This is a genomic window from Methanobrevibacter sp., from assembly GCF_045112895.1.
Lineage (GTDB): Archaea > Methanobacteriota > Methanobacteria > Methanobacteriales > Methanobacteriaceae > Methanocatella.
The window spans coordinates 47,721-69,048 of sequence record NZ_JBGUIH010000040.1; the positions used below are offsets into that span (position 1 = coordinate 47,721).

At 33.5% G+C, this 21,328-nt stretch carries 19 protein-coding genes; 10 read left to right on the plus strand and 9 right to left on the minus strand.

Annotated features, from left to right (window positions below):
- The gene (gene hypD / locus ACJMLD_RS07360; RefSeq protein WP_405270059.1) at positions 1-1,047 is read right to left on the minus strand and encodes a hydrogenase formation protein HypD; all 1,047 of its coding nucleotides are present in this window, start codon (positions 1,045-1,047) and stop codon (positions 1-3) included.
- Between the two features lie 91 nt (positions 1,048-1,138).
- Between hypD and ACJMLD_RS07365 the strand changes: the two genes are divergently transcribed.
- Both ACJMLD_RS07365 and ACJMLD_RS07370 read left to right on the plus strand, forming a co-directional pair.
- Positions 1,139-2,815 (plus strand): cytidylyltransferase domain-containing protein, encoded by a 1,677-nt coding sequence (locus ACJMLD_RS07365; protein ID WP_405269966.1) that lies wholly within the window; start codon positions 1,139-1,141, stop codon positions 2,813-2,815.
- A complete protein-coding gene (locus ACJMLD_RS07370) occupies positions 2,802-3,806 on the plus strand; it encodes an N-acetylneuraminate synthase family protein (protein WP_405269968.1) in 1,005 nt (334 codons plus the stop codon). The genes ACJMLD_RS07365 and ACJMLD_RS07370 overlap by 14 nt, the downstream gene beginning before the upstream one ends.
- 30 nt (positions 3,807-3,836) lie before the next feature.
- Here the strand turns inward: ACJMLD_RS07370 and ACJMLD_RS07375 are convergent, their stop codons facing one another.
- The 3 genes from ACJMLD_RS07375 to ACJMLD_RS07385 all read right to left on the minus strand — a co-directional run bounded on the left by ACJMLD_RS07375 (position 3,837) and on the right by ACJMLD_RS07385 (position 7,962).
- On the minus strand, positions 3,837-5,363 hold the full coding sequence (locus ACJMLD_RS07375; RefSeq protein WP_405269971.1) for an NERD domain-containing protein: 1,527 nt from the start codon (positions 5,361-5,363) through the stop codon (positions 3,837-3,839).
- A 134-nt stretch (positions 5,364-5,497) separates the two neighbouring features.
- Positions 5,498-7,072, minus strand: a complete 1,575-nt coding sequence (locus ACJMLD_RS07380; protein ID WP_405269974.1) for a glycosyltransferase family 39 protein — start codon at positions 7,070-7,072, stop codon at positions 5,498-5,500.
- 47 nt (positions 7,073-7,119) lie between these two features.
- The gene (locus tag ACJMLD_RS07385; RefSeq protein WP_405269977.1) at positions 7,120-7,962 is read right to left on the minus strand and encodes a UbiA family prenyltransferase; all 843 of its coding nucleotides are present in this window, start codon (positions 7,960-7,962) and stop codon (positions 7,120-7,122) included.
- A 143-nt stretch (positions 7,963-8,105) separates the two neighbouring features.
- Here ACJMLD_RS07385 and ACJMLD_RS07390 point away from each other — a divergent pair, with 143 nt between their 5' ends.
- On the plus strand, positions 8,106-9,200 hold the full coding sequence (locus ACJMLD_RS07390; protein ID WP_405269980.1) for an inositol-3-phosphate synthase: 1,095 nt from the start codon (positions 8,106-8,108) through the stop codon (positions 9,198-9,200).
- Between the two features lie 172 nt (positions 9,201-9,372).
- A complete protein-coding gene (gene oadA / locus ACJMLD_RS07395; RefSeq protein ID WP_405269982.1) occupies positions 9,373-11,085 on the plus strand; it encodes a sodium-extruding oxaloacetate decarboxylase subunit alpha in 1,713 nt (570 codons plus the stop codon).
- 104 nt (positions 11,086-11,189) lie between these two features.
- Here the strand turns inward: oadA and ACJMLD_RS07400 are convergent, their stop codons facing one another.
- Entirely contained in the window at positions 11,190-11,408 is a 219-nt protein-coding gene (locus tag ACJMLD_RS07400) for a hypothetical protein (protein WP_405269985.1), read from the minus strand.
- Positions 11,409-11,551: 143 nt separating this feature from the next.
- On the opposite strand from ACJMLD_RS07400, the gene ACJMLD_RS07405 reads away from it, so the two are divergent.
- Positions 11,552-12,553 (plus strand): NADH-dependent flavin oxidoreductase, encoded by a 1,002-nt coding sequence (locus tag ACJMLD_RS07405; RefSeq protein ID WP_405269988.1) that lies wholly within the window; start codon positions 11,552-11,554, stop codon positions 12,551-12,553.
- Between the two features lie 86 nt (positions 12,554-12,639).
- Complete coding sequence (locus tag ACJMLD_RS07410; protein ID WP_405269991.1) at positions 12,640-13,863, plus strand: KamA family radical SAM protein; 1,224 nt, start codon at positions 12,640-12,642, stop codon at positions 13,861-13,863.
- 122 nt (positions 13,864-13,985) lie between these two features.
- On the opposite strand, the gene ACJMLD_RS07415 is transcribed toward ACJMLD_RS07410, so the two are convergent.
- Positions 13,986-14,702 (minus strand): DUF4012 domain-containing protein, encoded by a 717-nt coding sequence (locus tag ACJMLD_RS07415; protein ID WP_405269994.1) that lies wholly within the window; start codon positions 14,700-14,702, stop codon positions 13,986-13,988.
- Positions 14,703-14,892: 190 nt separating this feature from the next.
- Here ACJMLD_RS07415 and ACJMLD_RS07420 point away from each other — a divergent pair, with 190 nt between their 5' ends.
- Together ACJMLD_RS07420 and ACJMLD_RS07425 are read left to right on the plus strand one after the other, a co-directional pair.
- Positions 14,893-15,819 carry a M48 family metalloprotease gene (locus ACJMLD_RS07420; protein ID WP_405269997.1) on the plus strand — a complete coding sequence of 309 codons (927 nt, stop codon included), beginning with the start codon at positions 14,893-14,895 and terminating at the stop codon, positions 15,817-15,819.
- A gap of 200 nt (positions 15,820-16,019) precedes the next feature.
- Positions 16,020-16,631, plus strand: coding sequence for a vWA domain-containing protein (locus tag ACJMLD_RS07425; protein ID WP_405270000.1), 612 nt, complete (start codon positions 16,020-16,022; stop codon positions 16,629-16,631).
- Here the strand turns inward: ACJMLD_RS07425 and queC are convergent.
- Both queC and larC read right to left on the minus strand, forming a co-directional pair.
- Entirely contained in the window at positions 16,628-17,305 is a 678-nt protein-coding gene (queC, locus tag ACJMLD_RS07430; RefSeq protein WP_405270005.1) for a 7-cyano-7-deazaguanine synthase QueC, read from the minus strand. The two genes, ACJMLD_RS07425 and queC, sit on opposite strands and share 4 nt — an antisense overlap.
- Positions 17,302-18,471, minus strand: a complete 1,170-nt coding sequence (gene larC / locus ACJMLD_RS07435) for a nickel pincer cofactor biosynthesis protein LarC (protein WP_405270007.1) — start codon at positions 18,469-18,471, stop codon at positions 17,302-17,304. Before larC ends, queC begins: the two co-directional genes overlap by 4 nt.
- 93 nt (positions 18,472-18,564) lie before the next feature.
- On the opposite strand from larC, the gene cobS reads away from it, so the two are divergent.
- Positions 18,565-19,350, plus strand: a complete 786-nt coding sequence (gene cobS / locus ACJMLD_RS07440) for an adenosylcobinamide-GDP ribazoletransferase (protein WP_405270009.1) — start codon at positions 18,565-18,567, stop codon at positions 19,348-19,350.
- 252 nt (positions 19,351-19,602) lie between these two features.
- Positions 19,603-20,145, plus strand: a complete 543-nt coding sequence (locus ACJMLD_RS07445; RefSeq protein WP_405270062.1) for a tRNA (cytidine(56)-2'-O)-methyltransferase — start codon at positions 19,603-19,605, stop codon at positions 20,143-20,145.
- On the opposite strand, the gene ACJMLD_RS07450 is transcribed toward ACJMLD_RS07445, so the two are convergent.
- Positions 20,142-21,236 (minus strand): DUF763 domain-containing protein, encoded by a 1,095-nt coding sequence (locus ACJMLD_RS07450; protein ID WP_405270012.1) that lies wholly within the window; start codon positions 21,234-21,236, stop codon positions 20,142-20,144. The genes ACJMLD_RS07445 and ACJMLD_RS07450 overlap by 4 nt on opposite strands.
- Positions 21,237-21,328 lie beyond the last annotated feature (92 nt).

Here is a 21,328-nt window from a genome sequence, read left to right on the forward strand (position 1 = left end):
TTATCCTCTTGAATATCTATGTGCGATGTTGCATGTACCTTCTTTACTTACCATACATGCTCCGATTGGGTGTAGAGGGTTACATGCTTTTCTAAATAATTTACAATCTTCAGGTCTTGCAAGTCCTCTTAAAATTGGACCACAAATACATCCTTTTGGAGCTTCATTAACATCTTTAACTTCAATGTCGTATTTTTCGCGAGCGTTAAAATCACTAAATTCATCTTTTATTTCCAGAATGGAATTTGGAATCTTTGGAAATCCTCTCCATTCCCTTGAGGTTACATCAAATACTTGGTCAATCATGTCCTGTGCAATAACATTTCCTTCTTCTTTAACTGCTCTTTTGTATTCATTTTCAATTTTCGGTGTTTCGTTTTTAATCTGTCTTAAAATCATGTAAACAGACATTAATATGTCTAATGGATTAAATCCTGCTACAGTTTGGGGGATTCCAAAGTCAGTTGAGAAGTATTCGAATGGTTTTGTTCCGATTATTGTGCATACATGTCCAGGTTGGATTAGCGCATTTAGACTTGTTTCTCCGGAATTTATTAAAAAGTCAATTGCTGGAGGTATTAACCTGTGGCATGAAAGTACTGAGAAGTTTTCAGGAGGTGTGGCTAATAATTCTGCTGCAGTTGTTGGGGCGGTAGTTTCAAAGCCTGCTGAAATGAAAGCGACATCATTATCTTCCTTTTGCGCTATTTCAATAGCTCTATTGATTCCGTATACTACCCTAACATCCCCTCCTTCAGCTTTAGCATCTGCAAGAGATCTTTCAGAACCAGGAACTCTTAACATGTCTCCGAAGGTGGTTATTGTAACTCCCCGGTCAATAAGTTCCAATGCTTCATCGATTTCACGTGAAGGCACAACACAAACTGGACATCCGGGACCTGCAATGATTTCCACATCGTCTGGAAGCAGACTTCTTATCCCATTTTCCATTATAGTATGTTCATGTGAACCACACACGTGCATTATTTTAACAGGTGTAGCTAATTCATTTATTTTTTCTATAAGCTTTTGTGACATATTTTTCATATTCATTTTAACACCGAAGATTTAATAATATATTATAGATATATTTAATATTGGATTAATTAAATTTTATTGTAATTTTTAAGGGATAGACATGTTTAACAATAATAAAATTTTAGTAGTTATTCCAGTTATTGATGATTTGATAGGAATTCCTAGAAAGCATATCCGTTTAATGAACAATAAACCATTGATTTCTTATTCTATTGAAATTGCTAAATCATCACAATATGTTGATGATGTTGTGGTAACTACTGATGATTCTGAACTTGCATTGATATCTGAAAGATTTGGAGCGAGCGTCATTAGAAGATCCGGAGATTTGGATAATGATGGCATATCTCTTGAGTCAGTTATTTATGATGCAATGGTTCAAAAAGAAAAGCTGGCTTTTGATGAGTATGATATTGTAATCATTATCCGGCCTACTGCACCTTTGCTTAAAGCAACTACTTTGGATAAAGTAATAGAAAAATTTGAAGACTTTGCTATTGAAAGCGTAATTGGATGTGTTGAAGATTCTCATTTAAGTTGGGGATATGATGAAGCTAATGAGAGATATTTCCCAAATTATATTGGAAGACTTAAAGAAGATTTGCCGAAATCTTTTAGAGAATCTGGAGCCATTATAGCTAGCCGCAGAGGATATATTCATGAGGATTCATATCTTGGTTCAAATATAGATTTAATTGAATTGTCCCGTGAAGAAAGCATTAATATAGAAAATTATGATGACTGGCTGGTTGTAGAGAATAACATTCAAAAGAAAAGATGGGCATTCATTGTTAATTCGGATAACGAGATTAGCAACAGGCCTATTTATAACTGCTTGTCAATGGCTTCTAAGCTGATTTCTCATGATTTAATTATTCTTTTAGATGAAAATTATGAGTCCGGCATTAAGATAACTAAAGATTATGGCTTTGATTATAAAGTTTATGATGGATTTGGAGAATTATTTTCTATTTTAAAGGAATTTAATCCGCAAATTGTTGTTAATGACATACAGGACACTTCTGAAGATTACATGGCCACTTTGAAGAATGAAGGTTATTTTGTTGTCAATTTTGATGATTTGGGTGTTGGAATAGATTATGCCGATGCGGTATTTGATCCGTTATATGAACATGACTTGAGTGAAAAAAATGTTTTTTCAGGTTATAAGTATTATGTTTTAAAAGATGAATTTTATTTCCAGCCCACTAAAGTAATTACTCAGGATGTCAGTAATGTTTTGATTATCTTTGAAGGAAGCGATCCCAATAATCTTTCCGAGTTATTTTTAAGCGCAATTCTTTCCACAAATTATGAAGGTAAGATAAATATTATATTGGGCAGAGGATATGATAATATTGAAGGATTGATTTCTAAATATGAATCTAATCCGTTAATCCAGATTTATCAAAATGTATCTGATGTTAGTGAGTTCATGTTTAAGGCAGACATCATCATTACTTCTGCCAGTAAGATGATGTATGATGCATGTGCACTGGCCGTTCCAACAATTTGTGTTTGCCAAAATGATTTGGAAAAGATGCATGTCTTTGCAAACGCAGACAACGGCTTTATAAACTTAGGCATGAGTGAAGAATTAACTGAACAGGAAATTGCTACTCAATTTTCAAATTTAGTTAATAGTCATGAACTTAGAATTCAAATGAACAATAAAATGAAGAGAATAGACTTAAGACACGGATTTGAGAATATTAAATCAGTTATCCGTGAAAGATATGTTCTTTTTAAAATGGGAGAGACAAATGAATATCTTTAAGAAATATCCTTTTTTAATCGCGGAAATTAGTTTTAATTTCTATGACCTTGCTCGAAAAGATGAAAGTCCATATTTGGATGTTGCAAAATTGCTAATCAAAAAAGCTAGAGACTGCAGTATTAATGCAGTTGATTTTCATGTTGGCGATTCTGAATTTCTGCATTGCAAATTCGAAGAGGATTCATTAAGCCCATCCGATGAGTTAAGTTATGAGGATTATATGCAAATCTCAGGCTATTGTAAAGAATTGGGTCTTGTTTTCATCATAACTCCTTCTGATTATGATGATGTGGACAACTTAGATGAGTATGTTGATGCTTATAAAATCGCTTCCAGCGATTTGACCAACATTCCATTCATCAGACATGTCTCCAGTAAAAATAAACCGATTATATTGTCTACTGCAGCTGCAACAATAAAAGAAATTAAAGATGCTATTGATGCTATTGAAGACGAATCAAATTTTAAAATTGCATTGATGCATTCAGTTTTATCATATCCTACAAGCTTGGAAGATGCTAATCTTTTAATGATTAAGGATTTGGCGGAGTCATTTGCTGATTATGATATCGGGTATTGCGATTATACAATCCCTGATAAAAACATGTTTGTTTTAACAACAGCCTATAACTATGGTGCTGTAGTTCTGGAGAAATATTTCACATTGGATAAATCTTCAGAGGGTCATGAATTTTCGATGGATGAAGAGGATGTTTATATTTTCAGATTGAATACTCAGGTTTTATCTAAAATTAATGGTTTTAGAAATAAACAACCTTTGATTTGCGAGTCTTTTTCAAGAAGAAATGTTAGAAAATCTATTGTTGCAAAAAGAGATATCAAAAAAGGCGAAACGATTGAAATATCTGACATTGAGTTTAAAAAACCTGGAACCGGCATATCCCCATCTGATATTGATGAGGTAGTGGGTAAGGTAACAATCGAAGACATTGAAAAAGGATCCTTATTAAATTATGATGTTCTATCTTAAAAGATTTAATTTAAAATAAAAAAAGAAAAATTAAATTTCTGAAGAACAATCTGCGGCATATCTGTTAATTAAAACAGCACATTTGTCAATTGTTTCAGAATCTAATTTTATTGTTGCAGTTTGGATTTTGTTTAATAATTCTTCAATAAACAGGTCTTCATCGGTTAAAGGCATATTTATAACAACTACTTCGTTATTTATAAAACCTACTAATGGTTCAACAAAACAGTTTTTAATGTTGTTGTCATTGAGGAAATTAATTAAATCTTCACCTAAACTTAATGCTTTTTGTTTAACTTTATTGTCTTGTGAAAATTTAGCTTGTTTTGTAGTATATCTAAATCTTCTCATATTTCCAGAAATTGGAATCTCTTCAATTTTTTCTTCATCCAATTCACTTGATCCAATCAGATTCAGATTTTCATTTTCTGATTCTAATCTGAGTTTTGGAGTGTATTTTTGTGAAAGCAGAGCATAAATTCCAGTTGGGCCTATAACTACATGGTTAATACCTGAATTTGAAGTAGGAGTTTTAACATTATAGAATACGTAATATTCATCAGAAAGAGTTAACAAATGTTCTCTGATAATTCTTGTTCTTTCTTCAGTTTGTTTCACGTCTCTAGTTTTATAAATTCCATAACATAAGATAATTACTCCAATAAATAATGCAATAATGCCTATGCCACTATTTATAGTTAATATTTCAATTATGCTCAAAATGAAGATAACTGCACCGATAATAATAATTGTATTATTAATATCCAAATCTCTTATGTCAAAATCAGATCTATTTTCAAGAATGGAAGTGATTGAAGATTCGGTTTCTTCACTATTTGGTTCACGCAAACTGATTTTATCAAGAAATCCTTTATTTTCTGCACTTTCAGTTTTAGGATAGTATTCATTCATTCCTTTTAAGAACTCATCTTTAAGGAAATTTTTTAAAATACCATAATCATCAGTTTTTGGAACAGCAAATTCTTTTCCAAATTTTGATTGAACAGATTGGGGTATTGTAGTTCTTGCAGTTTTTTCAGTCAGTTCCTCTTCTAATTCCTTTTCTTTTTTCTCATCATCTGCTATTTGCAGCATACGTTCTTCTGAAAAGAAATTTTCAAGCCTATTAGTAATTGATTTTAAGGAGTGTACGTTATCTTCTGTTTTTAATTCTTCAGATGTTGGTTCTTTAGTTTGTGATTCTTTTCTAATGTTTTGAAGTTCTTTGCGTCTTTCTTCAATATATTTATCTAATTCTTTATTCATCTCGTCATCTAAATATCTTAAAGAACCTCCACAACTTTCACATTCATAATCAAGTATGCTATCGCTACTTTTGATTTTGTATTTTAGCCCACAATCCTGACATTGGACAATGTAGGAATTATCATACCTGAATGAACTAATGAAAGATGAACGAGAACTTTCAACTTCATCAGAATAATCTTCTAAATATTCTAAGTCACCTGCACATGAAGAACACTCGTATGTTGTGATATCGTCATCATCATCGAGTTGGTATTTTGCACCACAGTTCTTACAGCATACAACTTTCATATTACCCTCTTGAATTACTTTTTATGATATTAGTTTTTTATTTTTTTTATTATATATGTTTCTAAAAATTGCCATGTTAATGTTAAAATTTCATAAAAAAAATAAATTGAATAAATTTTTGTTAATATTTCAATCTAAACATTAATATTCTCATAAAGGTATAATTGGTCAATATTCTTTATTTCTGTGTAATTTGTAAGATTGTCCAACTTCTTATTTGAAATATAATACGTTACATTGCTTTTATCTATTTCATCTACTGAATCTACAGGTATGCCGGTTGTATTTCCTCCAAGCCACCAGCAGTAGGGTCTGAGGTTATAAACTCCGATTTTCATGTTTTGATAATCAGGATTATTTTCAATGATGTAGTTGGACATCTCTTCTGTTGAAGTGTATTTGTCGGTAGGTTCAAATGTGGCCGTAAATGCGAAAGCCTGAATTATGAATGCTAGAATTAAGAGAATAGGAATTAGGTTTTCGTTGATTTTCACATGTCTGTTGGTGTATTCAATTGAAAGGAGAATAAAGTAAATGAACGGTGGAAATGTCGGTATTATGTACCTGTTTACCTTGATTTGATAATAACTTAAAAATATTGCATTGCACAATATCCATGCAAGCATGAAAAGTCCGGTTTTATTGTCTGTGTCTTTACCGATTAAGTATAATCCAATTAAGATAAGCAATGTTGTAATTACGGAGCTCACCCTTGTAAAGCTCAGAATGGCTATCAAAAATATTGCAAGAGGAACAATATCCGTTTTCTCAAATCTGATATTATTGTCATATAACCAGAGTCCGGCACCTATAAGGAGCATTGCAAATATCGCCCAGGACAATATTGTAGGATTTTCCAAATCGGGATTTGCATTGAATACGGAATGTGAATTTGAGATGAAGTTGGGATAGTTTACCAAATAGTAACTTGGGTCAGGATTGAAGGCTGGATCGCTATCAGAACCGATATTTCCTATAATTCCATGGGAAATCTGATTTTTGGCTTCAAATTGGCCATGGCCCATAATTGTCACTGTAGATAATATCACTATTGCAATTGCCGCTGCAATCAAGACCCCTTTTATTATATGCCTTAAATCAGAATAGTTTATTTTGAATCCTTTTTCATAGACATAAAACAAAGCCAATGCAGGCAATGTCAAAATCACAGTGTATCTTGTGAAAAATCCGAGAACTATCAAGGGCATCAGGTATTCATAATATTTCGGATTTTCCTTTATGGCGACGTATGTAAATAATACAATCCAAATAATCATTCCGGTTGCCGGAATGTCAAGAGTGCCGTTTGCAAGCCAGGTCAAGCAAAGGGAAAAGCTTGAGTAAAGAATTGCACCGGTCAGACTTAAATTCTCATTGAAGTATTTTCTTAAAAGCAGGTAAAATCCGATATTGCCGAAGACTGCAAAAGCTCCGGTAACAATGTATATTGCTAATTTATCTACAAAACCCACTTGGAAAAATAATGAAGTCAAAAAACATATCAGAGGGGACAGGTAAATGAAATCCGTTGAGTTCACATTTGTTCCAGTATAGTAAAGTGCATTCAAAAGGTAGATGTATACATCGGAGCATGAAATTCCAATGCTGTCGTTGAAATTAATGTAGTATCCAACCAGAACTGCACTGAAAAGAACAATGAATATCAGATAAATTCTGTCCTTTTGTTTTATATTGAAATTAGCAAACATTGATTATATTTCTTTGGTTAATTGGTATAAATAATAATTGCTTGAATCTAAAAGGATCCGAATACAAATGCAACAAAAGCTATTAACATTCCTATTTTCAAGTATTTGGAAACTTTTGTAGCTGTCTCTTTTTCCTGTGATTTTAGAATTGATATTGCACAATAGAGGAAGAGTATAACTGCAATTGCTATCACAACCAGATACAGAATTCCAAAAATATGATAGTAATATAATAAAGGGCACAATGCGCTGTCAATAATTATCAGAACTGCAGCCAATATTGCAGGCTTTTTCTCGCCAATTAAAATAGGCAATGTCTTTGCGCCATCGGCTTTATCCCCTTCTATATCCTCAATATCTTTCACTATTTCACGTGCTGTTGTCATTACAAATGCAAAGAATCCTAAAAGTATTGAAGTTGTTACAATGCTTGGGTTGTTGATTGAAAATCCTCCGAATACAAATCCGAAACCGGTCATGAAACCGACAGTCAGGTTCCCAATCAATGGGGTTGTCTTTAGTTTATATGCATATAAATAGAGTATGATGTCTGCAATAATGACTATTCCAAACGGAATCCAGTTGTTTGTAAGATAACTAATTAAAAAACCGCATATTGTTCCTGCAATGAATAAAAAGTATGCATAATTTCTACCGTTTTTAAGTGAAATTCTTCCAGAAGGTATTGGCCTGTCAGGTTTATTTATTAGGTCAATATTATAATCAAAATAATCATTTATTACATTTCCGGCGGCAGTTTCGAAAAATACCGCAATCATTGCAAGTATTATGGGGATTGAAAATGTTTTATCAATAAGTGCAACAAGAATGATGGATATCGCACCCATCAATGCATTGCCGGGTCTTAGAATTTCAATATATGGATTCATTGTATTATTTCCTTTTTATTCATTTTGCTTGAACTTTTATTTATAACAAAAGCATAATTATATAAAGTATATTATTTAACATATTATTAGTATTTTATTTAATTTAAAGTATTACTTTATAATTTATTAAGCTGGTGTTTATATTGAACAAGATTAAGATAGCAATTGTTGGAATAGGAAACTGTGCTAGTTCTCTTATTCAAGGAATACATTATTATGATGGTAAAAACCCAAAAGATGCAATAGGACTTATGCATTGGGAAATCGGTGGATACGAACCTAGTGATATTGAAGTTGTTGCAGCTTTTGACGTTGATGCAAGAAAAGTCGGCAAAACTATTGATGAAGCAATGTTTGCAAAACCTAACTGTACAACAGTTTTCCAAGAGGATATTCCAAAATATGACGTTAAAGTAAGTATGGGTCATGTTTTGGATGGGGTTGCAGAGCACATGTCAAATTATGATGATGATTATACTTTTGTTGTAAGTGATGAAGATCCTGTTGATGTAGTTGAAGTTCTAAAACAAAGTGGAGCTGAAATATTAGTCAATTACTTGCCGGTTGGTTCAGAAGAAGCCGCAAGATATTATGCGCAATGTGCACTTGATGCAGGAGTGGCATATGTAAATTGTATGCCTGTATTTATTGTCAGTGATGATGAATGGGATGCTAAATTTAGAGAAAAAGGCATTCCTATTGTCGGTGATGATATAAAAGCTCAAATTGGAGCCACTATTACACACAGAACACTAGCTAGTTTATTTATGGATAGGGGTGTAAAATTAGATAGGACCTATCAAATCAACACCGGAGGTAATACTGACTTTTTAAATATGCTCAATCGTGAAAGATTGGACTCTAAAAAGGAATCTAAAACTGAAGCAGTTCAATCAGTCTTAAAAGAAAGAATGGACGATAGAGATATTCACATTGGACCTAGTGATTATGTCCCATGGCAAAACGATAACAAATTATGTTTCCTCAGAATGGAAGGCCGTACCTTTGGTGATGTTCCAATGAATATAGAACTCAGGCTAAGCGTTGAGGACTCCCCAAACTCTGCGGGCTGTGTAATTGATGCTGTAAGATGTTGTAAAATAGGTTTGGAAAGAGGTGTTGGTGGACAATTAACTTCTATCTCTTCTTATACAATGAAACATCCTCCAGTTCAATATGATGATGATGAAGCATATGAAAATGTTGAAAAATTCATTTCTGGCGAATTAGAAAGATAATTTTTCAATTTTTCTACTTTTTTTCTTTTTTTATTGCATTATTTTTTTCCCAATTTTTTTGAATATTATCTAATATTTATTATTTAGTATACTTTATATAATACAAAAAACATATTATATAGTTGGATATTCTAGGATTATTTATTAATGAAAATTGAAAGAGGTGTAATAAATGGCGAAAGTAAGATTTACAGAAACAGTACTTCGTGATGCTCACCAATCTCTACTTGCAACTAGGATGAGAACCAGAGACATGATTCCTATTGCTGAAGAAATGGATAAAGTAGGTTATTTTTCAGTAGAAGCTTGGGGTGGAGCTACTTTTGATACTTGTATTAGATATTTGAACGAAGACCCATGGGAAAGATTAAGACAATTAAAATCTGAATTTAACAAAACTCCTATTCAAATGCTTTTAAGAGGACAAAACTTAGTGGGTTATAAACACTATCCTGATGATGTTGTAACAAAATTTGTTGAGAAATCCTATGAAAATGGTGTAGATATTTTCAGGGTTTTTGATGCTTTAAATGATATTAGGAATATGGAAAAGGCTATTAAAGTAGCTAAAGAGCAAGGGGCTCATGTACAAGGTACAATCAGTTACACCATTAGTCCAGTACACACATTGGATGATTTTGTTGATTTGGCTAAAAATCTAGAAGCTCTCGATTGTGATTCTGTAGCTATTAAGGATATGGCTGGATTAATTACTCCTACTTCCGCTTATGAATTAGTATCAAAACTAAAAGAAGAAACTGATTTGCTTGTAGATTTACATTGTCATTGTACTAGTGGAATGACTCCTATCAGTTATTATGCCGCATGTCAGGCCGGAGTTGATATTTTAGATACAGCTATTTCACCTCTTGCATGGGGAACAAGCCAACCACCTACAGAAAGTATGGTTGCAGCTTTACAAGGCACAGAATTTGACACTGGCCTTGATTTAAAGTTATTGGCTCATATTAAAAAATACTTTGATGATATTAAAGAAAAATACCTCGGTATTTTAGATCCGATTTCAACAAGTATAGATGCTGATGTATTGTTATACCAAATTCCTGGCGGAATGCTTTCAAATCTTATTTCCCAACTCAAAGAACAAAATGCACTTGATAGATACAATGATGTATTGGAAGAAATGCCTCGTGTAAGAAAAGATATGGGATATCCACCTCTTGTAACTCCAACAAGCCAAATTGTAGGTATTCAATCAGTAATGAATGTCTTAGGTGGAGAAAGATACAAAACCGTATCTAATGAAGTCAAAGAGTACATGAAAGGAATGTATGGTAAACCGCCTGCACCGGTTGATGAAGAAGTTTCTAAAAAAATCATCGGTGATGAAGAGGTTATTACCTGCAGACCTGCAGATTTATTGGAACCGGAATTTGATAAATTCAAATCAGAAGGTGAAGAAAAAGGCTTTGTCAAATCCGATGAAGACGCTTTGACTTATGCTTTATATCCTCCGATTGCTCCAAAATTCCTTAAAGGTGAAGCTGAAGAAGAAGAACTCAAACCTCCTCATGCATTCACCGAAGATGAAGCTATAGGAATTCCAACTCAATATAATGTTGAAGTTGATGGCGACATGTATGAAGTTAAAATTATGCCTACTGGATTCATGGAAATTGAAGAAACCGCAAGCGGAAACTTCCAGCCTGTCGAAGGGGGAGTAACTTCCTCAATGCAGGGCATGGTAATCAAACTCAATGTCAATGTTGGAGATAAAGTCACTAAGGGATCCACTATCTGTGTCATTGAAGCTATGAAGATGGAAAACGATATTCAATCTGAAGTCGATGGTGAAGTCAAAGAAATCTTTGTAGAGCCTGGTGATGCGGTTAGTGCAGGTGATACATTAATGGTAATCAAATAGATTGCCTTTTTTTACTCTTTTTTTTTAAATTATATTTTTTTTTATTAGATGGTTTTTTCAGTGTTTTTAAAAAATAAAATAAGAAAAATAAATTAATACTTTCCTTATTGAGCCATTTGATATGCATCATATGCAGCATAAATAGCATAAATTAGGTTTATGATATATGCGAAGCTTCCTTGGCCAAAAACAAACGAAACGATGCATCCTAAGACAATTGCAATTATAAAGAATATTATACCTTTTTTAATATCTCCAGCTACCGCTTGACCTAAACCTGGGATGAAAAAGGATAATATTGCAGCGAGTATAGCATTTACCATATTTTTACCTCCATTTAACTAGTTATTATTAAATTTAAATATCACGGTTAATATATATTTGTTTTATTTTCGTTATTTTTTGTTTAAAATTTATAAATTTGTTTAAATAATATTTATAATTAGAAGTTATGTGGTGTGATAATATGAAAGATATTTTTGATGAATGCTGGTTAGGTGATTTAAAATTAAACAGTAGAATTGTCAGAACCGGAACTTGGGAAACTGAAACTGAAGAGGGTGGATTTTTAACACCTGCGATTTATGATAGATATGAAAAGATTGCAAGCAGCGGGACTGGATTAATCGTATCAGAAATCTTTGCGCTTGACCATAAGGATAGATTTTTCCCATATTCAACCAACTTAAATTACAGGGGCTTTATTAAAGATTATCAGATGGTCACTGACATTGTTCATGGATATAATGTTCCAATTTTAGGGCAATTGGCATTTTTTTACTATGATGATGGCGAAAATCAGAAAGTTGAAGCTAATGACATTTCACAAGAAGGCATAAGAAAATTGCAGGCTGAAGTCATAATGGCCGCTAAAAAATTCTCATTTGCAGGCTTTGATGGAATTCAGATTAATATGGGGAATAATTTTTATTTGGCAAGATTCATGAATCCATATTTCAATCAAAGAGAAGATAAATATGGGGGAAATACTGAAAATCGCGTAAGGATTTCTTCCGAAATTATTAAGGTTATTAAAAAGACTATGGATATGCATGTTAGCTGCAGAATTAATCCATGGGATGTCAGAAAAGGGGGAATCACAGCGGATGAAAGCATTGCCATCGCTCAGGAATTAGAAAAGGCCGGTGCGGATAGTATTCAATTGACCGCACGCACCATATCTCAAATTTATGATAAGGGTGTAAAACATCCATTTTTAGTTTACGTCGATGATTTGATTGACGCGGTAGATATTCCTGTTGTTTTGGGCGGGTCCCTACGTGAAATGGCTAAAATCAATGATGTATTGAATAATTCAAATGTCGAATTTATTTCAATGTCAAAACCATTTGTAGCTCAAGCTGACTTTTTAGCGGAGTGGAAGGAAAATGGCGAAGGGGTTGCAATCTGTCAAAGTTGCAATAATTGCTATTCTAAAAAGACCAGTACTTGCTTTAAGCATATTTAGGAAAACATATATCAAAAATATTATATTTGTTAAGGAACTATATCTAATCAAAAAAATTTTAAAAAAAGAAGTGTGATAATATAGACTTGAATAGAAAAAAATCCTTGATTCGCTCTAATGAGCTCGATGAAATAGCTATTGAGGATATGAAACATAAATCAAAAGTTAGATTGGGATTTAGTGATTTTTCTATAAATTTATATGAAAATACCAAAGATAAAATTTTAACAGAATTAAATGCAACAGAAGAGGATTGGATTAATCCAAAATGGCAATTGAAAAATCGTATTAGCAGTGTTGATGAGATTTCAAAATATGCGGATCTTACACAAGAGGAATATGAGGATATAGATAAAGTAAGTGAAGAGTATAGATTTGCAATAACTCCCTATTATTTCGCATTGACAGATTTTAATAATCCAGATTGTCCAATAAGATTACAATCATTTCCAGATATCAGGGAACTGGAGGAAGGGGGACAATTAGATCCGATGAATGAAGGGCAATCTAATCCTTCCGGAAGAATCACCAGAAGATATCCCAATAAATTAATTATTAATGTTACTAATGCTTGTCCTATGTATTGTAGGCATTGCCAACGTCGCAGATTGATTGGTAATCATGACCAGAACATATCTAAAGAGGGCATTGATGAATCAATAGAATTTATAGAGAATAATAATACAATCAGAGAAGTATTGGTTACTGGCGGGGATGCTTTATTGTTATCCAATAATCAACTGGAAAAAATATTCTATAGGCTATCTCAGATTAGCCATGTTGAAGTGATAAGGATAGGTACAAGAGTATTGCCAACACTTCCATTTAGGATAGATGATGAATTAGCTATTTTACTTAGAAAATACAAAGTCAACGTTTCAACACAGTTTAACCATGCTTGTGAAATTACTCCCGAGGCAGTTAGGGCAATTGACATGTTGGTCGACCATGGAATACTTGTTAGGAATCAGATGGTGTTATTGCATAATGTAAATGATGATAAATACTGTATTCAAAAAACTAATGAAGAATTGCAGAAATATCGTGTAATTCCATATTATCTGTTCCATCCAAAAGAGGTTAAAGGAACTAAACACTTTCAAGTTGGCATTGATAAAGGCCTGGAAATTATGAAACATCTTGAAGGCAGAACAAGCGGCATGTGCAAGCCAACATACGTGTATAATTCCCCTTGTGGACTTGGTAAAATACCTCTAGTGCCAATACAAAATATTGAACATGAAAAAGACGGTTATAAATTTACAACATGGGAAAATAAAACCTTTATTAAAAATTTTAGGGATGACTGAGTCTTTCAATCCATAAATGTTATAAAGGCCACATACAAACTAGTTTTGTTTCAAATATTAAGAAAATTAAATAAAAAAAGTTCTTTAAAGAATTTAATTGAATTCTTTAAAGATTAAATATTTCACGCTATATTTTCAAATCCTTTTGTAGCAAGCAATCTTGTAAATGATCCTTCAGGTTTCATTACAATATTTCCATTGGAATATTCTTTTAAAGCAGCTTCAACCATAGTGCTTTTTTTAATAGGATCTTTACTAGCATTGGAAAGGGCTTTTGTTAATACCATAACTGCATCTGCTCTTGACATGGTTCCAGGAACATTTTCATTACCAGGATATCCATTATATGCATCGTTTTCACGAACAATGTCAGTTGCACTAAGGTTAGTTTCTTCACCATCTACGTAAAGTGGTCTAATGGAGTCAATAACATGATCTATACCTTCATCATAAACAACAACCACTGCATCTGCATGCATTCCAGTACGATATTCTACAATTTCTGCTGCATATTGCATACCTGAATCAAGTCCATCCCAAAGACAGTCATGTAAGAACATGTTTCCAGGAAGTCCTCCAGGAGCAGGTTGTGTAGGGTGATACATATCTCCAGGATATACCGGAGTATAGTTTGCCAAACTTCCATTTGATAAGTGAACCATATATGCCATGTCCACTCCCCCGTTTGATTGCTCATATTTATCAGAAGCCAAAACTAATATGTTTTTATCTTCATATGTTAAATCAGGCCCCATGAATAAAGCACCAGCAATCACTGCTAGCAATCCAATAAGAATAACTACAAGAATTGCTATTATCAATTTTTTTGACCTTTTCATTTTTAATTCCCATACCCTAATTTAAAATTACATAAAATAAATTTTACATATATAAGTATACATTATTAGTTTTTAAAATTAAATTATATAAACATTTAGAATTTAACATGATTTCGGTTATTTCAGTTTTTATAATAAAAATAGGTTCATAACACAATTTTAATATAATATTTGCATTATATATTTAATCATGGCAAAAAATGATAGAAGTGGCGTAAATCCATTTACCGGAAAAAAGCATTTTGACATTGTCAACGATGATAAATTCCTTGAACAGTCTTATAAGGAATATTATGCTTTGATTAATAAGGCCCAATTATTAGACAATACTCCTCAGGGGCAAATTGTTAGGAATGTTGCGGTAAACTTAATCAATGCAGTGCAAGGATATTTGAGCAAGATTGGGCGACTTGACTATATTCAGGATTATTATGATTGGGATGTTCATTTAGTTGGGAATAACACCGTAAATGCTTTTTGCATGCCGGGTGGTAAAATCGTGATGTTTTCAGGCATACTTTCAGTTGCAAATACTGAAGAAAAGATTGCATTTATTCTAGGTCATGAAATGGCTCATGCACTCTTAGATCACTCAAGAACAAGAGCAAGTGCTCAAACTGCTCAGAATGCTATTACATCAGCCGCTTGGGTTGGTAGTTTGGCAATGGATCTTTTTGGATTGGGTGCAATCGGTTCTTTAACCAGAGCCGCTACAAACGCTGCCAGCGTAGGTTCCCAGTACTTTTTATTGAATCCTTGGGGAAGAGACCAGGAACTTGAAGCCGATAGGTTGGGCATGATGATAATTCATTGGGCAGGCTATGATATCAAGCAGATTCCTGCATTTTGGCAAGCCATGTCTTCAAAAAATTCTAATGAGAATGACTTCTTCTCAACTCACCCGTCCGATTCTAAAAGGATTGCCGCTATGAATGAGTTAATAGTTGAAATAGAAAATCAGACAGATTTTTCCTCAAAACCTGTAATCGGAAATGATTCAACTCCAAATGAAACTAAAGCGCCGGATTCTAACGGGAAGGTAATGTATTGCACAAATTGTGGAGCTCAACTTGATGCAGATTCTAAATTTTGCACAAATTGTGGAACTAAACTTTAAATTGGATAATTCAGGGGTTGTTATAGGTTCTGCCTATTAAATAACCTTAAATAACTTTTTTTTTATTTTACATTTTTTCTTGTTTTTTTATTCATTTATTGGAAAACTTTATATACTACATATTTGATAATATATTGTGTATAAGTTACTAATAAATTATTTACAAGTAATTTATAACTTAATATCAGGAAGTGTAAAACATGGAAAAGTTACCTCAAAACCAAGATTTAGATTTGATATTTTTAATTGATAGGAGCGGGTCAATGTATGGCTCTGAAGATGATACAATCGGTGGATTCAACTCTTTTATAGAAAAAGAGAGAAAAAAAGAGTTTAATACAAATGTTACAACAATCCTATTCGACCATGAATATGAAATGTTATACAAAAGAAAATCAATTAATGATGTTGATCCGTTAACCCGTGAAGAATATTTCGTTAGGGGTTCAACTGCTCTTTTAGATGCAATTGGTAAAACAATAACCTCTCTTGATAAGGAAATAGATAACAAAGTGCTCTTTGTAATAACAACTGATGGTAAGGAAAACGCTTCTATCGAATTTTCAAAAGCTCAAATCAGCAATATGATTAAAAATCATAGTTGGGAGTTCATATTCATCGGTGCAGACATTGATTCATACTCAGAAGCTGGCCACCTTGGAATTAGAAAATCACGTGTAGCCAATTATAGAAAATCAGCTGAAGGCGTTGAAAGAATGTTTAATTCTGTAGAAAATGCAACAATGCATTTGAGAAAAAATCGTGATTTGGAGGATTATAATTGGAAGAGAGAGTTGGATGAATATGATTAATTTTCATATTCGCTTTTATCTTCAACACCCAAGTTTTTAAATGCTCGTTTCCGCCTCATGCAGCTTTCACAAACACCACACTGTCTGTCACCACTCTTATAGCAGGAATAGCTTAATTCCATTGGAGCACCAACATTGAGACCTAACTTCACTATTTCCTCCTTATCTAAATCAATTAGCGGTGCTTCAATTTTAATTTTATCAGGAGAGCCGACTTCAACCAGTTCATTAAATTTTTCCAAATATTCTTTTGAATTGTCTGGAAATGTAGCTCCCTCTTCGCCGTTCCATCCAACGATTATTGCCTCGGCACCAATGCTTTCGGCATAGGATAAGGCAATTGAAGTAAAAACAGTATTTCTTGCAGGAACCCAAACATTACTGGCGCTCTGTGTGCTCTTTTCTAAATCATCCAAGTCGCTTTCCGCAAGCTCAGGAATCTCTTCATCAGTATTTAAACTTGAATTGCTGATTCTACCTAGCCATGGGAGATTAATCACCTCATGGGTCCAATTCATTTTATTACAAATTTCTTTTGCAGCCTGCAGTTCTCGCATAAATGCTTTTTGACCATAATCAAAGGTTATGGCATGGATTTCATAATCTTTGCTGAAGATGCTTGTTGCAACAGTACAATCAAGGCCGCCGGATAAAACTGAAATTGCTTTTTTCATTTAATCAACTCTTTAACTTTTCTCAAAGCAAGTCCGCTATCTTCAGCAATTCTTTTTAAATCTTCATATTCCGGTCTTTTGGAGATTACTTCGCCGTTAATGTATCCGATTTTATAAGTAACTTCATAGTCTTTGCCGTTTATTTCAACGGTTTTTTTCTCAAATTCCCTTTTTGCAATTCCTCGGTGAATATTTGGAATGATTCTTATACCTAAACTGCCGGTTTCACTAAAAATGGCATTGACTAATTCATCTCTATTCTCATTGCGACAGACAACTTTCAAAAGACTTCCTTGTCTGTTTTTTTTCATTATTATTGGTGTAACAGAAACATCAGACGCTCCTTTATCAAGCAATTTATCAAACAGATATCCTATTTCTTCACCGGTCAGGTGATCAATATTTGTTTCAATCACATCGATTTCATCGCTTTCGCAAACGTCATCGCTTTCAATTATTCTTAAGACGTTCGGATGGTCAAAGTCTTTCTTTCCGGCTCCATAGCCTGCTTTCTTAGGTTTTATCTGTGGAATGAATTCCCTTATTTCATCACAGATTTCCATATATATTGCAGAACCGGTTGGTGTTGCAAGTTCGCTGTCAACAGGTCCTCCGATAATTTTCACGCCTTTTAAAATTTCTAAAACGGCAGGTACTGGAATGGCCAATATCCCATGGTCTGTGTTAATTGTTCCGCCCCCAACGGCTATTGGAAGGCCTATGACTTTCTGTTTATTTAAACTTAGACTATAATATGCATAGATGGAACCTATTACATCAGCTACTGCATCACCAGCTCCAACTTCATGAAAATGTATTGTCTCTAAGCTTTTTCCATGAACTTTGCTTTCGGCTTTGGCTATTCTTTCAAATACTTTAATTGAAGTTTCCTTAACCTTTTCGTCCAAGTCCAAATCGTTAATTTTTTCGATAAATTCAGAGTATCTGATGGAATGATTATGTTCAAGCATTTCAACATGGCAGAATGTGGATTCGATTCCATGCTTATTTATTTTTTCAAAAGTAACCTTCACTCCCCCAAAATCTTTGGCGGATTTTTCCATAATCTCTTTTAGTTTGTCTGCATTGGCTCCTAAATCAACAAATGCGCCTATTAGCATATTTCCTGCAATTCCACTTCCTTGTGGGTCAATGATAATTGTCATGATATAAGTCCTTTTTAATGTTATAATATAACTTTAAATTAAATAATTTATATATATTATCAATAGATATTTCATGTGCTCTGAGGAATGATTATGGAAGACGATAGTTACTTTGAAGATGATGAGGATTTTTCACCGATTAGGTCAATTTTAGGACTTTTAACATTTTCAACAATATTGCCAATTAAAGTATATACTTCAATCGAGTATATGACCAAGTTAACTTGGTGTTGGCCGTTCATACATCTGTTCATTGGTATTTTGGCAGCTTTATGCGGTTATATCTCACTGGAATTCTTACATTTAAATTCATTTTTCACTGCCGCTATCGTTTATGGATTCCTAATGATTATTACAGGTTACAATCATTTGGATGGCGTAATGGATATGGCTGATGGGGTTATGGTCCATGGGGAACCTGAACACAAGATCAAAATAATGAAAGACCCTTCTGTCGGTGCAGGAGGTGTTGCAACACTATTTTTAGTAGCAAGCCTCACAATTGCGGGAATTTATAATATTCTTGATTATAATTTCCTATTTGGCATTATCATTTGTGAAATGGCTTCAAAAACTTCATTAATAACAACCGCATTATTGTCCATTCCTTTAACTCCTGGAATCGGCAGTTATTTCATTCGTGAAACCAATATTGCCAATTTCTTTGCTTCAACCATAATTGTGGCATGCATCGCTGGTTTATTGGGTGGTATGGTGGGAATTGTCGGTGTTGCGGGAGCGGTTGTCAGCGGAATCATAATAGCCCTTATTGCAAGGCGCAATTTTGGCCTAGCAAATGGTGATGTGCTTGGAATGAGTAATGAAGTTGGCAGGTTATTTACGTTATTATTTATGACAGTAGCTTTATATTATATTTAAATTAATTTTACAGCTTTAAATCAATATTGAAGCTAAATAAACGATTAGTTTATTAATCAGGTGATGTATAATACTATTTGATGAGTTATCACTTATCATTTCTTAACATATATTTCACCTCCATTAATTTTTAAATTTAATACCAATTCATACAAATTCAAAGTCATAAGTGGTAACTTCATCTTTAAGGTAAGCAAATCATTATATATTTCAAATTTGAAATATTAGATTATTATTTTCACGATTGTTGATATTATGAATGTTAATGTTTTAAGATTGGACCACAGATTAAAAAGGGATACTCGTATCACCACTCATGTATGCTTAACTGCCCGTGCATTTGGAGCAAGCAAAATCTATCTTGCTGGAGAAAGAGATAACAAACTAATGGAAAACGTACGCGATACCGCTTCAAGATTTGGCGGAAATTTTGAGATAGAATACACTGAAAGCTACATGGGTGTCATTAATAAATGGAAAGCAAATGGTGGAAAAGTTGTTCATTTAACAATGTATGGGTCTCAAGCCCATGAGATAGCTCCTGAAATTAGGGAAGACGGCTCTGATATTTTAATCGTTGTCGGTGGGGCTAAAGTTCCGGGTAAAGTCTATAAGGCTGCGGATTGGAATGTATCTGTTACAACCCAACCTCACTCTGAAGTTTCATCATTAGCAGTATTTCAGCATTTATTGATGGATGGTAAGGAGTTCGATTTGGTATTTGAAAATCCTGTACTGGAAGTTATTCCAACGGCTCATGGCAAAACAGTAAATATTCATAATGAAAACCGTTAAGAGATGAAATCATCCAATCTTTTAATGGCTTTTAATTTTTCATCTTTTTTTATTCGTGCTTGGTCAATAGCATCCCTGATTGTTTGAATAGAATTGTCATAAACTTCCCTATCGACTGGATATGGAAATCCGTCTTTTCCTCCATGTGTGAAACTATATTTTACGGGGTCTTTCCAGCTTGCAGGTTCCCCATAAACCAAATCAGAAATTAAAGCCAGGGCTCTTATTTTTTTAGGACCAATCCCCTGAAGTAAGATTAATTCCTCGTAATTTTCGGGTTGAATTTCCCAGGCTCGTGTCAACACTTCAAATTCTTTATCAGAAATATCCATGTCTAAAACGGGATGGTGAGAAGGCATTGTAAAGTCTTCTAAAAGCATTTGATTATCTTTTCTTTTAAAATATTGTCTTAAATGATTAGGATTGTCATTAATTAAGTCAACACTTATCTTTTGAGCTTCTTCACTGTCTTTTGATGACATATTGAGTGTATTCGGAGTTTTTTTATCGCATGATATTCCGCTGTGAGGGTCATTCAAGAGTTTTTCAACTTCAGAGCCTAGCCAGTGATAACGCCTTGCATACTTGCTTTTGGTATTCAATCCCTGTTGTACAACAGCCCAATCCCCTTTTTCCGTAATGAAGAAGTTATGCTGGTATAGTGTGTATCCGTCTTGGATGCAAGAGTTATCGATTTTAGCAGATAATTTACTTGTTTCAACCAACTTTTCCGTTGTTTTTGTTCTTAAATTAAACACTTCGCCGGCATGCATAATTCCTTGAGGTGTTTTTCTAGATTTGGCGCCCTTGCCTCCAGTTAGGTAAATTCCATGTTCTTCTGGACTTAAGGATGCCTTTAAAGCACCGAGAGTTGTTGTGGTTGTTCCTGAGGAATGCCAATCAAAACCCAATACGCAAGAGAATGCCTGAAACCAGTATGGATTGGATATCCTATTTAAAAATTCGGCTAAACTATACTCTTCGATTATAACGGAAGCTAATGCTCCTGATAGTTTGACCATTCTTGAAAATAACCATGCTGGGGGATGACCTCCATGAAGTGGTAAATTAACTGCTCCTCTTCTTTGCATGAATTGTTTTATATTTGTTATTAATATTAGTTTTTTAGATAGAGCATTTGATAAGTATTTTTCATGAAAGGTTAATTTTCTTATTGATGCTT

Coding starts and splice junctions, on each gene's coding strand:
- ACJMLD_RS07425 (WP_405270000.1), top strand. CDS start 16,020: ATGGAAAAGTTACCTCAAAACCAAGATTTAGATTTGATATTTTTAATT.
- hypD (WP_405270059.1), bottom strand. CDS start 1,047: ATGAAAAATATGTCACAAAAGCTTATAGAAAAAATAAATGAATTAGCT.
- ACJMLD_RS07385 (WP_405269977.1), bottom strand. CDS start 7,962: ATGAATCCATATATTGAAATTCTAAGACCCGGCAATGCATTGATGGGT.
- ACJMLD_RS07420 (WP_405269997.1), top strand. CDS start 14,893: ATGGCAAAAAATGATAGAAGTGGCGTAAATCCATTTACCGGAAAAAAG.
- cobS (WP_405270009.1), top strand. CDS start 18,565: ATGGAAGACGATAGTTACTTTGAAGATGATGAGGATTTTTCACCGATT.
- ACJMLD_RS07380 (WP_405269974.1), bottom strand. CDS start 7,072: ATGTTTGCTAATTTCAATATAAAACAAAAGGACAGAATTTATCTGATA.
- queC (WP_405270005.1), bottom strand. CDS start 17,305: ATGAAAAAAGCAATTTCAGTTTTATCCGGCGGCCTTGATTGTACTGTT.
- ACJMLD_RS07365 (WP_405269966.1), top strand. CDS start 1,139: ATGTTTAACAATAATAAAATTTTAGTAGTTATTCCAGTTATTGATGAT.
- ACJMLD_RS07450 (WP_405270012.1), bottom strand. CDS start 21,236: ATGCAAAGAAGAGGAGCAGTTAATTTACCACTTCATGGAGGTCATCCC.
- larC (WP_405270007.1), bottom strand. CDS start 18,471: ATGACAATTATCATTGACCCACAAGGAAGTGGAATTGCAGGAAATATG.
- ACJMLD_RS07370 (WP_405269968.1), top strand. CDS start 2,802: ATGAATATCTTTAAGAAATATCCTTTTTTAATCGCGGAAATTAGTTTT.
- ACJMLD_RS07415 (WP_405269994.1), bottom strand. CDS start 14,702: ATGAAAAGGTCAAAAAAATTGATAATAGCAATTCTTGTAGTTATTCTT.
- ACJMLD_RS07400 (WP_405269985.1), bottom strand. CDS start 11,408: ATGGTAAATGCTATACTCGCTGCAATATTATCCTTTTTCATCCCAGGT.
- ACJMLD_RS07375 (WP_405269971.1), bottom strand. CDS start 5,363: ATGAAAGTTGTATGCTGTAAGAACTGTGGTGCAAAATACCAACTCGAT.
- oadA (WP_405269982.1), top strand. CDS start 9,373: ATGGCGAAAGTAAGATTTACAGAAACAGTACTTCGTGATGCTCACCAA.
- ACJMLD_RS07405 (WP_405269988.1), top strand. CDS start 11,552: ATGAAAGATATTTTTGATGAATGCTGGTTAGGTGATTTAAAATTAAAC.